The sequence below is a fragment of the Pandoraea sputorum genome (genome assembly GCF_000814845.2).
Lineage (GTDB): Bacteria > Pseudomonadota > Gammaproteobacteria > Burkholderiales > Burkholderiaceae > Pandoraea > Pandoraea sputorum.
The window spans coordinates 984,426-999,222 of record NZ_CP010431.2 but is presented as its reverse complement, the minus strand read 5'-3'; the positions used below and the strand labels follow the sequence as shown (position 1 = coordinate 999,222).

At 61.9% G+C, this 14,797-nt stretch carries 14 protein-coding genes and 1 other RNA gene; 3 read left to right on the top strand and 12 right to left on the bottom strand.

Annotated elements, in window-relative coordinates:
• Entirely contained in the window at positions 1–423 is a 423-nt protein-coding gene (locus NA29_RS04530) for an OsmC family protein (RefSeq protein ID WP_039396159.1), read from the top strand.
• Positions 424–515: 92 nt separating this feature from the next.
• Here the strand turns inward: NA29_RS04530 and rnpB are convergent.
• The 3 genes from rnpB to pyrC all read right to left on the bottom strand — a co-directional run bounded on the left by rnpB (position 516) and on the right by pyrC (position 2,933).
• An RNA gene (gene rnpB, locus NA29_RS04525) (RNase P RNA component class A) lies at positions 516–925 on the bottom strand.
• 15 nt (positions 926–940) lie between these two features.
• Entirely contained in the window at positions 941–1,777 is an 837-nt protein-coding gene (locus NA29_RS04520) for a DUF3025 domain-containing protein (protein ID WP_224786952.1), read from the bottom strand.
• A gap of 118 nt (positions 1,778–1,895) precedes the next feature.
• Positions 1,896–2,933, bottom strand: a complete 1,038-nt coding sequence (pyrC, locus tag NA29_RS04515) for a dihydroorotase (RefSeq protein ID WP_039396156.1) — start codon at positions 2,931–2,933, stop codon at positions 1,896–1,898.
• A 204-nt stretch (positions 2,934–3,137) separates the two neighbouring features.
• Here pyrC and NA29_RS04510 point away from each other — a divergent pair, with 204 nt between their 5' ends.
• The gene (locus tag NA29_RS04510; protein ID WP_039396153.1) at positions 3,138–3,968 is read left to right on the top strand and encodes a class II glutamine amidotransferase; all 831 of its coding nucleotides are present in this window, start codon (positions 3,138–3,140) and stop codon (positions 3,966–3,968) included.
• Positions 3,969–4,074: 106 nt separating this feature from the next.
• Here NA29_RS04510 and NA29_RS04505 read toward each other — a convergent pair whose 3' ends face one another.
• From NA29_RS04505 to NA29_RS04475, 7 genes are all read right to left on the bottom strand, one after another.
• Complete coding sequence (locus tag NA29_RS04505) at positions 4,075–4,800, bottom strand: amino acid ABC transporter ATP-binding protein (protein ID WP_039396149.1); 726 nt, start codon at positions 4,798–4,800, stop codon at positions 4,075–4,077.
• The gene (gene gltK, locus NA29_RS04500) at positions 4,797–5,477 is read right to left on the bottom strand and encodes a glutamate/aspartate ABC transporter permease GltK (RefSeq protein ID WP_039396146.1); all 681 of its coding nucleotides are present in this window, start codon (positions 5,475–5,477) and stop codon (positions 4,797–4,799) included. Before gltK ends, NA29_RS04505 begins: the two co-directional genes overlap by 4 nt.
• Positions 5,477–6,217 carry an amino acid ABC transporter permease gene (locus NA29_RS04495; protein WP_039396143.1) on the bottom strand — a complete coding sequence of 247 codons (741 nt, stop codon included), beginning with the start codon at positions 6,215–6,217 and terminating at the stop codon, positions 5,477–5,479. Before NA29_RS04495 ends, gltK begins: the two co-directional genes overlap by 1 nt.
• 104 nt (positions 6,218–6,321) lie before the next feature.
• Entirely contained in the window at positions 6,322–7,230 is a 909-nt protein-coding gene (locus tag NA29_RS04490) for a glutamate/aspartate ABC transporter substrate-binding protein (protein ID WP_039396140.1), read from the bottom strand.
• A gap of 165 nt (positions 7,231–7,395) precedes the next feature.
• Positions 7,396–8,682: a Glu/Leu/Phe/Val family dehydrogenase gene (locus NA29_RS04485; protein WP_039396137.1), complete on the bottom strand. Its 1,287-nt coding sequence runs from the start codon at positions 8,680–8,682 to the stop codon at positions 7,396–7,398.
• Between the two features lie 311 nt (positions 8,683–8,993).
• Positions 8,994–9,950 carry a LysR family transcriptional regulator gene (locus tag NA29_RS04480; protein ID WP_039396134.1) on the bottom strand — a complete coding sequence of 319 codons (957 nt, stop codon included), beginning with the start codon at positions 9,948–9,950 and terminating at the stop codon, positions 8,994–8,996.
• Between the two features lie 116 nt (positions 9,951–10,066).
• On the bottom strand, positions 10,067–11,980 hold the full coding sequence (locus NA29_RS04475) for an ABCB family ABC transporter ATP-binding protein/permease (protein WP_039396131.1): 1,914 nt from the start codon (positions 11,978–11,980) through the stop codon (positions 10,067–10,069).
• A 140-nt stretch (positions 11,981–12,120) separates the two neighbouring features.
• On the opposite strand from NA29_RS04475, the gene NA29_RS04470 reads away from it, so the two are divergent.
• On the top strand, positions 12,121–12,540 hold the full coding sequence (locus tag NA29_RS04470) for an acyl-CoA thioesterase (protein WP_039396128.1): 420 nt from the start codon (positions 12,121–12,123) through the stop codon (positions 12,538–12,540).
• Between the two features lie 141 nt (positions 12,541–12,681).
• Here NA29_RS04470 and NA29_RS04465 read toward each other — a convergent pair whose 3' ends face one another.
• Positions 12,682–13,449: an enoyl-CoA hydratase gene (locus NA29_RS04465; protein WP_039396125.1), complete on the bottom strand. Its 768-nt coding sequence runs from the start codon at positions 13,447–13,449 to the stop codon at positions 12,682–12,684.
• Between the two features lie 142 nt (positions 13,450–13,591).
• Positions 13,592–14,791, bottom strand: a complete 1,200-nt coding sequence (locus NA29_RS04460) for an acetyl-CoA C-acyltransferase (RefSeq protein WP_039396122.1) — start codon at positions 14,789–14,791, stop codon at positions 13,592–13,594.
• Positions 14,792–14,797 lie beyond the last annotated feature (6 nt).

Genomic DNA, 14,797 nt, shown 5'->3' with positions numbered 1-14,797 from the left:
ATGGAATGCAAGGTTAGCTGGATGGGCCCGGGCGGCATGTCCTTCGTCGCACAGACGGGTAGCGGACACATTGTCGCGATGGACGGCGCACCGGAAGGCGGCGGCAACAATCTCGCGCCGCGTCCGATGGAGATGGTGCTGGTCGGCACCGGCGGCTGCACGGCGTACGACGTGGTGATGATCCTCAAGAAGAGCCGCGCGGACGTCAAGGATTGCAGCGTAACGCTCAAGGCCGAGCGCGCCAGCGAAGACCCCAAGGTCTTCACGAAGATCCACTTCCACTTCACGGTGACGGGCCGCAATCTGAACCCGAGCGCCGTGGAGCGTGCGGTGACGCTCTCGCACGACAAGTACTGCTCGGCGTCGATCATGCTCGCGAAGACGGCGGAGCTCACGCACAGCGTCGAGATCGTGGAAGGCTGACAGCGACGGTCTGCGCCAGCGTGACACACGCGGTGACGGCAAGCGCTGAAACACAAAAGGCTCCCGAGGGGAGCCTTTTGCATTGTGTTGGGTTGCAGAGCCAGCCGGTAAGCCGGATTCTGTGAACGCGACTCGCGCCGCGCCTGACAATCATTCCTCTAGGCGACGCATCACTGCGCCGCTCAAGCTTCCTACCCGCAGGCTCCCGGGGGCCCCGTTGCCGGCACACGCACGAGGCGCATGCCGCTCACCTGCCTATTTGGAATTGCTCCGGGTGGAGGTTACCGTGCCGTGTGCGTTGCCGCACGCCGCGGTGCGCTCTTACCGCACCGTTTCACCCTTACCTGATCCCCTGACTTGCGCCAGAGGCCATCGGCGGTCTGTTCTCTGTTGCCCTGTTCCGCGTCTCGCGACGGATGGCCGTTAGCCATCACCCTGCCCTATGGAGTCCGGACTTTCCTCCCCCTCCCCGAAAGGAGGCGGCGATTGTCTGGCCGACTCTGCGGGCCGAAGTGTATCACGGGGTGTCATGTCGACGCTGCGCCCGCTCCCGGCGTCCGGGTCGGAAGACGGACACGTCCCGATAAAACACCGGATCGTCGTTCGCAGGCCACCACCCGGGGATACCTAAGACCGGCAGCGGCGAGAAATCACGCGTCGTGAGGGAGACGGATGCCAGCGCCGGCGCAATCTGCGTGTCGAGCCACTCACGCCGTCGCGCGTCCGGCCATTCGAAGTAAATCCGAGGAACGTCGACGATCCACGCGTGCGCGGTCACCGACTTGTAGGGCGTGACCAACTTTTCCAGCAAAGCGTGCCCGAACGGCTGTACCTCGCAAGCACGCCCCCAGTCGGCACGACGCGCCACGAACAACGTCTGCCAGTCGAACGCTCGCAATACCGCACCGAGCGAGGCATCGCTGCAAGCAAACACGACGGCGTTCTCGTCGAACAGCGTTGCGGCGTCGCGTGTCGCGCCGCGGGTGGATTGCACACCGTCAGCCGCAATGGCCGACGCCTGACGCGCATTGAGCGCCGCCTTGCCGCGCGGAAACGTCAGCCAGATCAGCGCATTGAAGAAATCGTGGAGATTTCGGCGGGTCGGCACGCCGCCGGTGGACGCAATGAATGCTTCATAGGCGACACCGGCAGGCAGATCGTCCTGCGCGACGAAGCGAAGTGCCTGCCCCTGCCCACTGACCAGACCGGCGTTCGCGGCCAGTAACGACAGCGCATCGCGCCAGTCGTCAGCGGCCAGCGCCGCCAGCCCTGGCGCCGCCACGGCGTTAAACCATGGCGCACGCCAGTCGATCTCGGGCAGTTCGGGTGCGCCCGCCGAAATTAACAGACTCAAAGGACTCAAAGGACTCAAAGGACTCAAAGGACTCGAAGGACTCAACGGGGTTGGCGAACTCGACGACACGCGCTCATGTCTCGACATCATCTAAACGACGGCCAACCGACGCCCGACCTCAGCCCTTGAACTTCCAGCCGATGACTTCACCACCACGCAGCGGCACGACCGTTTGGTCGCCCATCGGCAGTTCCGCAGGCAGTGTCCAGTCTTCGCGCACCAGCGTGACCTTGTCTGCGTTACGCGGCAGTTCGTAGAAATCCGGGCCGTAGAAGCTCGCGAATGCTTCCAGCTTATCGAGGGCGCCCGCTTTGTCGAAGGCCTCGGCGTACAGTTCCACGGCGTGCAGTGCCGTGTAGCAACCGGCACAGCCACATGCGGCTTCCTTCACGCCACGGGCGTGCGGCGCGCTATCGGTGCCGAGGAAAAAGCGCGGGCTGCCCGACGTTGCGGCCTTCACGAGGGCTTCGCGATGCGTCTCTCGCTTGAGCACCGGCAGGCAGTAATAGTGCGGACGAATACCGCCGGTGAAGATGGCGTTGCGGTTGTACAGCAGGTGGTGCGGCGTAATCGTGGCGGCAATCGGGCCTTCGGCAGACGCGACGTATTCGGCGGCGTCTTGCGTCGTGATGTGCTCGAAAACGACCTTCAGCCCCGGAAAATCGCGACGCAGCGGCGACATCACCTTGTCGATGAACACCTTTTCACGATCGAAGATGTCGATGTCCGAACGCGTCACTTCGCCGTGCACGAGCAACGGCATGCCGACGTCCTGCATGGCTTCGAGCGCGCCGCGGCACTTGGCCAGATCGGTCACACCGGCATCCGAATTCGTCGTTGCACCGGCCGGATAGAGCTTCACGCCATGGACGAAGCCCGACGCCTTCGCGCGACGGATCTCTTCGGCCGGCGTGTTGTCGGTGAGGTACAGCGTCATGAGCGGTTCGAACGTGTTGCCATCCGGGCGTGCCGCGAGAATGCGCTCGCGATACGCCGCCGCGTGTTCGGTCGTGGTGACCGGCGGCTTCAGGTTCGGCATGATGATCGCGCGGCCGAACTGGCGGGCGCTGTCGGGCAACACGCTCTTGAGCACGTCGCCATCGCGTACGTGCAAGTGCCAGTCATCGGGACGGGTGATAGTCAGTTCGGTGCTCATGGGCGTTTTCCGGGGGCAGGAGGGACGTCTAGCCCAATGCGACCGTAGCTGCGAAGTGCGAACGAGTGACGCGTCGACGCGACGGACCGCCTGGGCGGGAATGTACGTGCACAGAGGCCGGTGCTATGCTTCTGTAACCCCATATTGTAACGGTTGCGGCGCTCAGACACGACGTGCGCAGCCAATCATCGATTTGCCCGTCCCATGTGCCAACTGCTCGCAATGAATTGCGCGGAACCGACCGACATCACGTTCTCATTTACCGGTTTCGCGGCGCGTGGGGGCGGCACGGATCACCATGCCGACGGCTGGGGTATCGCATTCTTCGAGGACAAGGCCTGTCGCCTGTTCATCGATCATCAGGCAGCGGCCAACTCACCCATCGCCGAATTGGTCAAGAAGTACCCGATCAAGTCCAAGAACGTCATCGCGCACATCCGTAAAGCCACGCAAGGCATCGTCGAACTGGAGAATTGCCATCCGTTCCAGCGCGAGCTTTGGGGACGCCACTGGATCTTTGCCCACAACGGCGACCTGCATGATTACGACCCGTTTCTCTCGGGCGTCTATCAACCGGTGGGGACGACGGACAGCGAGCGTGCCTTCTGCGACATCATGCAGGGCCTGCGCAAGCGCTTCCCCGGCTCGCAACCGCCGCTCGACGAGTTGTTCCACGCGGTGGAAGACATCACGCGCACGATCACGCGCCACGGTGTATTCAACTTCGTGCTATCGAACGGTCAGGCCCTGATCGCGCACTGCTCGACCCGACTGCACTTCATCGCCCGTCAGTGGCCGTTCACGAAGGCGCACCTGATCGACGCCGACTGGGAGATCGATTTCGCCAAGTTCACTACCCCGGCCGACCGCGTCGCGGTGATCGCGACAGCACCGCTTACCGACAACGAAGTCTGGACGACGTTCGAGCCGGGCGAACTCATTTTGTTCGAGAAAGGCGCGCCGACGCTGCGCACCGTGGTGCCGATTCCGGAAGCGGTGCGTCTGCGCAACGCGCAAAACACGGCCTGCCAGTAATCGTGTGACGGCGGGCGGCCCCGCGACGCAAAGCGTCTCTCGCGTCGTCGCCCATAAAAAAAGCGTGCCCGAAGGCACGCTTTTTTCATTCCTGCGCTGGCGGCGATCAGTGAAGGATCTTGGCCAGGAAGTCCTTGGCGCGGTCCGACTTCGGATTCGCGAAGAACTCGTCCTTCTGGTCGTCTTCCACGATGATGCCCTGATCCATGAAGATCACGCGGTTGGCGACCTTCTTGGCGAAGCCCATTTCGTGCGTGACCACCATCATGGTCATGCCTTCCTGGGCCAGTTCGACCATCACGTCGAGCACTTCGTTAATCATTTCCGGGTCGAGCGCCGAGGTCGGCTCATCGAACAGCATCGCGATCGGGTCCATGCACAGAGCACGGGCGATAGCGACACGCTGCTGCTGACCGCCCGAGAGCTGGCCCGGGAACTTGTGAGCGTGCGCCTTCAGGCCCACGCGCTCAAGCAGCTTGAGACCCTTGTCGCGCGCCGCTTCCTTGCTGCGACCCAGCACCTTGACCTGTGCGAGCGTCAGGTTTTCAGTGATCGACAGGTGCGGGAACAGTTCGAAGTGCTGGAACACCATGCCGACGCGCGAACGCAGCTTGGCCAGGTTCGTCTTCGGATCTGCAACCGAGGTGCCATCGACGATGATCTCGCCTTGCTGGATCGGCTCCAGACCGTTGACGGTCTTGATGAGCGTGGACTTGCCCGAACCCGACGGGCCGCACACCACCACGACTTCACCCTTCTTGACTTCAGTGGAGCAGTCCGTGAGCACCTGGAACTGGCCGTACCACTTGGAGACGTTTTTAAGGGTAATCATTTCGCCAACCTCTTTTGAAGACGTTTAACCAACATCGAAACCGTGAAGCAGATCACAAAGTAGACCGCCCCGGCAAACACAATCATGGCAGGCAGCGTGCCGTCACGCTGACCGACCGAGTACGCCATGCCGAAGAAGTCGGACAGGGCGATCGCGTACACGAGCGAGGTATCCTGGAACAGGATAATGCCCTGCGTGAGCAGCAGCGGCACCATGTTGCGGAACGCCTGCGGCAGCACCACGAGACCCATCGCTTGCCAGTACGACATGCCCAGCGCGAAAGCGGCGGACATCTGACCACGCGACACGCTCTGAATACCGGCGCGGATAATTTCCGAATAATACGCCGCTTCAAAAAGCGAGAAAGCCACGAGCGCCGAGACCATCCGGATATCCCACGTCGGCGGCACGTCGAGCAACGAACGCAGCACCTGCGGCACGATCAGGAAGAACCACAGCAGCACCATCAGCAGCGGAATCGAGCGGAACACGTTCACGTACAGATCCGCGAACCACTTCAGCGGTGCCACGCCCGACAGACGCATCATCGCGAGCAGCGTGCCCCAGATGATGCCGACAACCACCGCGAGCGCCGTGACCTGCAGCGTGGTGATCATGCCCTTGACGAGCAGAGGCCAAGCGTCGACGACACCGCCCCATGCGAAGATCTCGAACATTATTTGCCCCCGATGTAGCCCGGCAGGCGGGTCTTGGCTTCGATGAAGCGCATGAGCACCAGCACCGCGATGTTGATGATCATGTAAGCCACCGTGATAACGATGAACGACTCGTAGCTATGCGCCGTGTAGTCGATAAGCTGCTTGCCCTGGCCCGTCAGTTCGAGCAGGTTCACCGTCGAAATCACAGCCGAGTTCTTGAAGATGTTGACGAACTCCGACGTAATCGGCGGAATCACCACACGGAACGCGACCGGCAGCAACACGAAGCGGTAGGTCTGCGGGAGCGTGAGCCCCATCGCGAGACCAGCATTCTTCTGGCCTTTCGGCAACGAATTGATACCGGAGCGCACCTGTTCGCAAACCCGAGCCGCCGTGAACAGCCCCAGGCCGATCACACCGGTGAGCAGCGAGACGTTAGCGGGGTTGAGCGAGAACAGCCACTGGCGAACCGCTTCCGGCAGGAAGTCGGGGGCCACGTAATACCAGAAGAACAACTGCACGAGCAGCGGGATATTCCGGAACAGTTCGACGTAAGCCGCTGCGAATCCGGAAATCCATTTGTTTGGGATGGTGCGCATCACCCCGAGCACGGAGCCGATGACGAGCGCGATAATCCAGCCGCCAAGGCCAACCTCAAGCGTGAGCTTGAGACCCGAGAGAACCCACCCGAAATAGGTGCTGTCCTCACCGGTTGCGACCGGCTGGAAGAAAAAACTGAAATCGAGACCGAAAGCCATGATCTCCCCTCTTCTACTTGTCTTGCTTAAAAAGAAGCGGAAGGATTGACTCCTTCCGCTTCGGAATTACCGGCTTAAGCCTGGCGAATCAGTGAGCCTGTGGCTTACTTTGCAGAGTTGACGTCTGCGTTGTCGTTCGGATTCTTCCACAGGGCAGCCATTTCAGCCGAGGGTGCGAAGTCCATGTTCACACCACCCAGTGCCGGGATCGGCTGTTGGAACCACTTGGCGTAGTCCTTCTGTGCCTGACCCGACTTTTGGTAGTCGGCAACAGCCTTGTCCACCACCTTCTTGAACGCCGGATCGTCCTTGCGCATCATGCAGCCGTAGGCTTCGTACGAAGCAGCCTTGCCGACAATGCTGTAGTCCTTGGCATCCTTGAACTTGGCACGTTCGCCTGCGAGCAGTGCGTCGTCCATCATGAACGCCACGGCACGACCCTGATGCAGCGTGATGGCAGCTTCGCCGTGATCCTTCGCGCTGATGATGTTCATGCCCATGTTGTCTTTCTGGTTCATCTCGCGCAGCAGACGCTCAGACGTCGTGCCAGCCGTCGTGACGACGTTCTTGCCCTTCAGGTCAGCGAAATCCTTCACGCCCGACGAGGTCTTCGTCAGCAGACGCGTACCGATGATGAAGAACGTGTTCGAGAAGGCAGCCTGCTTCTGACGGTCGGCGTTGTTCGTGGTCGAACCGCACTCGATGTCGATCGTGCCGTTCTGAACCAGCGGAATGCGGTTCTGCGACGTGATCGGCGTCTGCTTGACGTCCAGCTTCGCGAGCTTCAGGTCTTTCTTGACTTCAGCAACGATCGCCTGAGCGACGTCGTTGGCGTAACCGACAACATTGTGGTTGTTGTCATAGAACGAGAACGGGATAGACGATTCGCGGTTTCCCAGCGAAATGATGCCCGTGTCCTTGATCTTCTTAAGGGTACCGGCTTCCTGAGCCTGAGCAGCACCTGCCATCAGGCCAACACAGCACATCGCCAACGCAATTTTCGAGAGGGTCATTCCTTGGTCTCCTTGGCAAAAACCAGTGCATTTTAGCACTGCAATTACCGATTTTTTTATTCTCGATTGTTCGGAACGAGCGTCATTTTTTGACGTAACTCGCCCCGAACGTTCCTTTTTACGCACGAATGCGTACTACTACTTAGCCGGACTATACCCTATCGATCAGGGGTACAGACCACGCATTTCACGCGCTTGCAGAATACGGCTACACGCGACGATGAATGCGGCTGTACGCAGCGAAACCTGATGCTCCTGCGCCACGTGCCACACACCGTCGAATGCCTCGCGCATGATGCGCTCCAGACGCTGGTTGATCTCTTCCTCGGTCCAGAAGAAGCTCGAGAAATCCTGCACCCATTCGAAGTACGACACCGTCACACCACCGGCGTTAGCGACCACGTCCGGCACGACGAGGATGTTCTTGCTACGCAGAATGTCGTCCGCAGCCGTCGTGGTCGGGCCATTGGCGCCTTCCACCACGACCTTGGCGCGGATCTGGTCGGCATTTTTCTCGGTGATCTGGTTTTCCAGCGCGGCCGGGATCAGGAATTCGCAGTCGAGCGACCAGAACTCTTCATCCTTCATCGTTTCCGCTGCCGGGAAACCGCCCACGCCGCCCGTCTCTGCCACGTGCTTGAGCAGGTTCGGCACATCGAGGCCGTCCGACTTGTAGATCGTGCCGGTGTGATCTTGCACGCCGATGACATGCGCACCAGCTTCATGGAACAGACGCGCAGCGATACCGCCCACGTTGCCGAAGCCCTGCACGATCACGCGCGCACCGCGCACGTCCATACCCAGACGGCGGGCCGCTTCGCAGCTCACCACGAACACGCCACGGCCGGTCGCTTCGCGGCGGCCCAGCGAGCCACCGAGCGAAATCGGCTTGCCGGTCACGACGCCCGTGGCGGTGGAACCCTCGTTCATCGAGTAGGTGTCCATCATCCACGCCATGATCTGCTCATTGGTGTTGACGTCCGGTGCCGGAATGTCCTTCGTCGGTCCGATGATGATGTTGATTTCGCTGGTGTAGCGACGCGTGAGACGCTCCAGCTCGCCGCGCGAAAGCTTGCGCGGGTCGACGCGGATACCGCCCTTGGCGCCGCCGTAAGGCACGTTCACCGCCGCGTTCTTGACCGACATCCAGGCCGACAGAGCCATGACTTCGGACAGCGTCACGTCCTGGTGGAAACGCACGCCGCCCTTACCGGGGCCGCGCGAGGTGTTGTGCTGAACGCGATAGCCCTCGAAGTGGGCGATGGTGCCGTTGTCGAGTTCGATCGGGCAGTCGACCACGAGAATACGCTTCGGGCGCTTGAGGGTTTCGACCCAGCGCGAGAGCGAACCGAGGTAGGGGGTAACGCGGTCGACTTGTTGGAGGTAGTTACCCCACGGACCGAGGTGTTCGGCGTCGAGGTAAGAGGGCAAGGCATGTGACGTTTGAGACATCGTTGGATTCTCCGGCTTCAATCTGCACCGCCGGCACACACCGCGCCAGCGACACGAATGGCTGGCACTTTACAAAGAACCTCGATTAACAATCCAATGCCGAATAAACATGCATCTATGCATTTCCTGCATAGATTTGAGCAGCCCCCTCATTTTGTAGGTACGTCAGGCAAATCGCCGTGATCACGCGTCAAAGGAGACGTCCTTACCGGACGCGAATAGCCCTTCTCGCGGCGTAACCCTACTCCATATCCGGTCTATTGAGGATGCCTATCCGACGAGGTCCCGCAGCCGTCCGGGAGGCGTGAAACTTAGCCTTTGACCTGATCCCGAACGGCCTGCCAGAAGGCTTCGACGACGTCGCGCTTGGCGCGCTCGCGGCGGTTGCTCGCGTCCGTATGGGCGAGCCGGTCGCGATACAGACGGATTTCCATGTCCAGATGCCAGGGCGTCGAGGCTTTGCCTGGCGGTGCGAGGTCGATCAGTTCGCCGCGCGCTACCGAATCGACCACCGCGCTCTCGGGCAGGAACGCCACGCCGTGTCCGGCGAGCACCATCGCTTTGAGCGCTTCCGCCATATCCGTCTCGTAGACCTTGTCCAGATGCAGACGGCCAGACACGTCCCCCACCAGCAGATCGGCCATCCGGCCAAGGTAGGCGTTGGACGTATAAGCCAGATACGGCACTGGCGCTTCAGGGGTTCCGGGCAGCTTGAAACGCGCGCGCTTTTGCGCGGCCGGGGCGCTGTATGGACTGAAGCGCTCGCTGCCAAGCACGATCATCTCGTAGCGCGCCGAGTCGAGCTGCAGCGGCTGGCTCGGGTGGTAGTAGCACATCAGAAGATCGCAGCCGCCGTCGGTGAGCGACATGGCCGCATCGTGCACATTGAGCGCACGCAGGCGGCTGCGCAGCAAGCCCTGACGCTTCTCAAGCTGCTTGAGCCAGCGCGGGAAGAACGTCATGGAGAGCGTGTGGGGGACGGCGAAGTCGATCACCGAATGGTCGGCGGAGCGTTGTTCGCGCAGCAACGCACGCGCTTCCTGAGCCTGCGCGAGCAACGTCAGCGCCTGCTCGTAGAAGACCTCGCCCGCAGGGGTGAGGCGCGTTGGATAGCTCGAACGGTCGATGAGTTCGCTGCCCAGCCACGCTTCGAGCGACTGGATACGCCGCGAGAACGCGGGCTGCGTCACGTGACGCAATTCCGCCGACCGGCTGAAACTGTTCGTCTTGGCGAGGGACACAAAGTCCTCGAGCCACTTGATTTCCATGCGGTGCTCCCGCGCAGGCGATGTCAGTGCGCCAGTCTACTCAATCGCCTGCCGGGATGACAGACCCGTAGCCGTCATCCCCCCGCAGAATTGCGCATTCTCACGCTCATTCGCGCTCAGGACACCACCGTGGCGAAGTGCGATGCCTCGGCATCCCCCTCCCCGCCGCGACGCTGCTGCTGCAACGCCCACATCTGTGCGTAGAGGCCTTCAGCGTGCAGCAACTGATCGTGCGTGCCGCGCTCCACGATGCGACCCTTGTCGAGCACGATGATCTGCGCCGCGTGCACCACCGTCGAGAGGCGGTGCGCGATGACGAGCGTCGTGCGCTCGCGTGCGATGTTGCGCAACTCCGTCTGAATCGCCTGCTCCGAGCGCGAATCGAGCGCCGACGTCGCCTCATCGAAAATCAGAATATGCGGATTCTTGAGGATGGTCCGCGCAATTGCCACGCGCTGCTTTTCACCGCCGGAGAGCTTCAGCCCGCGCTCGCCGACCATCGACTCATAACCGGCTGGCAGACTTTCGATGAAGTCGTGAATGTGTGCGGCGCGCGCGGCGGCAATCACCTGTTCGCGCGACGCGGACGGATTCCCGTACGCGATGTTGTAGTAAATCGTGTCATTGAACAGCACCGTATCCTGCGGCACGATGCCGATGGCTGCGCGCAGCGAATCCTGAGTAACGTTACGAATGTCCTGTCCGTCGATGGAAATGCGTCCGCCGTCGAGTCCCGGGAAGCCTACGTCGTAGAAGCGGAACAGCAGACGCGAGAGCGTCGATTTGCCCGAGCCGCTGTGGCCGACGACAGCGGTGGTCGTGCCCGCCGCAATGGTGAAATCGACGTCGTGCAGAATCTGACGTGCCGGCTCGTAGCCGAAGTTCACGTGTTCGAATCGCACGGTGCCGCCATTGCACACCAGCGGTTGCGCGCCCGGCGGATCGGCCACTTCGCGATTCACGTCGAGCAGCGTGAACATGCGGTCCATGTCGGTCATCGCCTGCTTGAGCTCACGATAGATCACGCCGAGGAAATTCAGCGGAATGTAGAGCTGCAACATGAACGTGTTGACGAGCACGAGATCGCCGAGCGTCATGCGTCCGCTCATGACACCCTGCGTCGCGTGCCACAGAATCAGAATCAGGCCGCTGGCGATGATCACCTGCTGGCCGAAATTGAGCACCGACAGTGAGTTTTGCGAACGGATGGCGGCCGCCCGATAACGCTTGAGGTTCTCGTCGTAGCGCTGCGTCTCGAAGGCTTCGTTGCCGAAGTACTTCACCGTCTCGTAGTTGATGAGCGAGTCGATGGCACGGGCGTTGGCCTTCGAGTCGAGTTCGTTCATCGTGCGACGAAAGTGTGTGCGCCACTCAGTCACCTTCACCGTGAAGGTGATGTAGAACACGAGCGCCACGAGCGTGACGATGGCGTAGAACGCTTCGTAGCGCACGACGAAGAAGCCGAGTACCAGCGCGACTTCGATGAGCGTGGGCAGAATGCTGTAGAGCGAGTACGAGATCATCGACTGGATGCCTCGGGTCCCCCGCTCGATGTCGCGGCTCATGCCGCCCGTCTGCCGCTCCAGATGGAACCGCAGAGACAGCGCGTGCAGATGCCGGAACACCTTGAGCGCGATCTGACGCACGGCGCTTTCCGTCACCTTCGAGAACAGGATTTCGCGCAGTTCGGTAAAGAGCGACGTCGACAGGCGCACCACACCGTAGGCGATCACCAGGATGCCAAGGCCGCCCACGACGATCAGGCTCGGATCGTTCGTGGCACGGGCTGTGGCCGAGAGCGACGCCACCGGGCCAAGGGCGTCGACGATGTGCTTCATGATGACCGGCACGCCGAGGTTGGCGACCTTCGCGAGGATCAGGCACGACAGCGCGAGCGCGACGCGCCCGCGAAACTCCATCAGATAGGGAATCAGGGATTTGATGACCTGCCAGTCGCCGCGCGCCGGTTTGGCGGCATTGGGCTTGCCGGAGGCCGCCGGCGCGGGCTCGGCCGGAGTAAAACGTCTCATGATGGGGTGGGGCGGCGTCCGGCTCGGGAGAGGGCTTTCCGCTAGAATCGTCGATGACGTATTTTCGCAGAACCCGGCGACGTGCGCTGAACCCCGCCAAATCGACGCCGGCCGGCTTTCCCGCTCTAGCAAGGAACCTCATGAGTACCCCGACCCCTGCCCTCACGGCCCTGCCCGAAGAAAAAGAACTGGCGTTGCGCGTGATGCCGATGCCCGCCGACGCCAACGCCCATGGCGACGTCTTCGGCGGCTGGATCATGTCGCAGGTCGACATCGCCGGCTCGATTCCCGCCGCGCAACGCGCCAACGGCCGTGTGGCGACCATCGCCGTCAATTCGTTTCTGTTCAAGGAGCCGGTCTTCGTCGGCGACTTGCTCAGCTTCTACGCCACTATCGTCAAGACGGGCAACACGTCGATTACCGTCTACGTCGAGGCTTACGCCCAGCGCATGCGCCTGTCGCACGAGATCGTCAAAGTGACCGAGGCCATGGTGACGTATGTCGCGACAGACGAAGACCGCCGTCCGCGCCCGCTGCCGAAGCTCGAGGCCGTCAGTTGACGTCAGTCGACGCTGGGTGACGGTCGCCCTGCGCGACCGTCCGACAGGTGTCAGACGAAAAAACGCCGCACGCCTCGCGAATCGGGGCGTGCGGCGTTTGTCTTTTCCACGAACGGACAGAGGGTCCGAAAGCGGCAGAAATCACGAAATCTTCGTGAAATCCGGCTTGCGCTTCTCGAAGAAAGCCGTGAACGCTTCACGGGCCTCGGGCGACAGCAAACGCTTGGCGAACTCGACGCCCTCCTCGCCAATGCGTGCCTGTACATCGCTTGCGCCGTCGGCCTTCATCAGTTGTTTTGTCACGCGCAGCGACCCCGCAGGCATGGCAGCCAGTTGCGCAGCACGCTTTGCCGCGAACTCTGCCAGCTCGGCGGCAGGCACGATCCGGTTGACGAACCCCATCGCGACCGCTTCGTTCACGTCGAACGGCTCACCGAAGAGCAGCTTTTCAGCGGCGCGGTGATAGCCCGACACACGTGGCAGCAGCCAGCTCGACGCGGCTTCCGGGCACAGCGCCAGTTGCGAGAACGGCAGCGCAAAACGGGCCGAATCGGCCGCGTAGACCACGTCGCAGTGCAGCAGCATCGTCGTACCCACGCCGACGGCATTGCCTGCCACGGCGGCTACGATCGGCTTGGTCGCCTGACTGATCGCACGCAGGAACTGAAATACGGGCGCGCTCTCGTCCTTCGGCGGATTCTTCAGAAAGTCTTCGAGGTCGTTGCCCGCCGAGAAGGCTTCGGGCTGGCCCTGAATCAGGATCACGCGCAGCGACGCGTCGTCTTCGGCTTCGTTGATACCGTCCGCGAGCGCCTGATACATGTCGGCGGTGATCGCATTTTTCTTCTGAACGCGGTTGAGCGTGAGCACCTGCACCGCGCCCTGACGCTGCACCAATACGTCTTCCATCGTGTATGTCTCCTCGGTGTCTCAAAAGCGACAGATGACGACGCCGGGGGCAGCCACGCAATCGCGAAACCGCACCCCGGCGTCCTGAGCCGTCTTCAATCGTAGTGTCTGGCGCGCCGCCCATGCACGAGCGGCGTCTGCCTTACATGCGCTCGATGATGCCCGCCGCACCCATGCCCGTGCCCACGCACATCGTCACCATGCCGTACTTCAGGTTGTGACGGCGCAGCGCGTGCACCACGGTCGCGGCGCGGATCGCGCCGGTCGCGCCCAGCGGGTGACCCAGCGCAATCGCACCACCCATCGGGTTGACCTTGCTGGTGTCGAGGTCCAAATCCTTGATGACGGCGAGCGCCTGCGCAGCGAACGCTTCGTTCAGTTCGATCCAGTCCATGTCCTGCTGGCTCAGCCCTGCAGCACGCAGCGCCGCCGGAATCGCTTCCTTCGGCCCGATACCCATGATCTCGGGCGGCACGCCGCGCACGGCGAACGACACGAAACGCGCGAGCGGCGTGAGGTTGAACTGCTTGAGGATCTTTTCGCTTACGACGAGCAACGCACCGGCGCCATCCGACGTCTGCGAGCTGTTACCGGCCGTCACCGAGCCCTTGTTCGCGAACACGGGACGCAGTTTGCCCAGCCCTTCGATGGACGTGTCTGGACGCGGACCTTCGTCGAGCGAGAGCGTGCGCGTCTTCACCGACACTTCGCCGGTTGCCAGATTCGGGAAACGCTCGACGATCTCGATCGGCGTGATCTCGTTCGCGAACTCGCCTGCCTGTTGTGCCTTGATCGCCTTCTGGTGCGAAGCCAGCGCGAAGGCATCCTGCGCTTCGCGGGTCACGCCCCACTGCTGCGCGACCTTCTCGGCGGTCAAACCCATGCCGTAGGCGATGCCCACGTTCTCGTCGCGCTCGAAGATCGACGGCGAGAGCGACGGCGTGTTGCCCATCATCGGCACCATGCTCATGCTTTCGATGCCGCCGGCGATCATGGCGTCGGCTTCACCCACACGAATGCGGTCGGCGGCCATCGCCAGCGCGGTCAGGCCCGAGGCGCAGAAACGGTTGACGGTAACGCCGCCGACCGTGTTCGGCAGTCCCGAGAGCAGCGCACCGATACGCGCCACGTTCAGGCCCTGCTGAGCTTCGGGAATCGCGCAGCCGATGATCGCGTCCTCGATGACCTTCGGATCGAGATCCGGCACCTGAGACAGCGTGCTTTTGAGGATGGTCGCGAGCAGATCGTCCGGACGCGTGTTCTTGTAGCTGCCCTTGGGTGCCTTGCCGATCGGCGCACGCGTGGCGGCAACGATATAGGCGTCTTGCAGTTGTTTGCTCATGTCAGT

Excerpts from the sequence above, each read along its gene's own strand:
- NA29_RS04490 (WP_039396140.1), bottom strand. The coding sequence starts at position 7,230 with ATGACCCTCTCGAAAATTGCGTTGGCGATGTGCTGTGTTGGCCTGATG.
- NA29_RS04460 (WP_039396122.1), bottom strand. The coding sequence starts at position 14,791 with ATGAGCAAACAACTGCAAGACGCCTATATCGTTGCCGCCACGCGTGCG.
- NA29_RS04480 (WP_039396134.1), bottom strand. The coding sequence starts at position 9,950 with ATGGAAATCAAGTGGCTCGAGGACTTTGTGTCCCTCGCCAAGACGAAC.
- NA29_RS04530 (WP_039396159.1), top strand. The coding sequence starts at position 1 with ATGGAATGCAAGGTTAGCTGGATGGGCCCGGGCGGCATGTCCTTCGTC.
- NA29_RS04470 (WP_039396128.1), top strand. The coding sequence starts at position 12,121 with ATGAGTACCCCGACCCCTGCCCTCACGGCCCTGCCCGAAGAAAAAGAA.
- NA29_RS04510 (WP_039396153.1), top strand. The coding sequence starts at position 3,138 with ATGTGCCAACTGCTCGCAATGAATTGCGCGGAACCGACCGACATCACG.
- NA29_RS04505 (WP_039396149.1), bottom strand. The coding sequence starts at position 4,800 with ATGATTACCCTTAAAAACGTCTCCAAGTGGTACGGCCAGTTCCAGGTG.
- NA29_RS04475 (WP_039396131.1), bottom strand. The coding sequence starts at position 11,980 with ATGAGACGTTTTACTCCGGCCGAGCCCGCGCCGGCGGCCTCCGGCAAG.
- NA29_RS04485 (WP_039396137.1), bottom strand. The coding sequence starts at position 8,682 with ATGTCTCAAACGTCACATGCCTTGCCCTCTTACCTCGACGCCGAACAC.
- NA29_RS04465 (WP_039396125.1), bottom strand. The coding sequence starts at position 13,449 with ATGGAAGACGTATTGGTGCAGCGTCAGGGCGCGGTGCAGGTGCTCACG.
- NA29_RS04495 (WP_039396143.1), bottom strand. The coding sequence starts at position 6,217 with ATGGCTTTCGGTCTCGATTTCAGTTTTTTCTTCCAGCCGGTCGCAACC.
- gltK (WP_039396146.1), bottom strand. The coding sequence starts at position 5,477 with ATGTTCGAGATCTTCGCATGGGGCGGTGTCGTCGACGCTTGGCCTCTG.
- pyrC (WP_039396156.1), bottom strand. The coding sequence starts at position 2,933 with ATGAGCACCGAACTGACTATCACCCGTCCCGATGACTGGCACTTGCAC.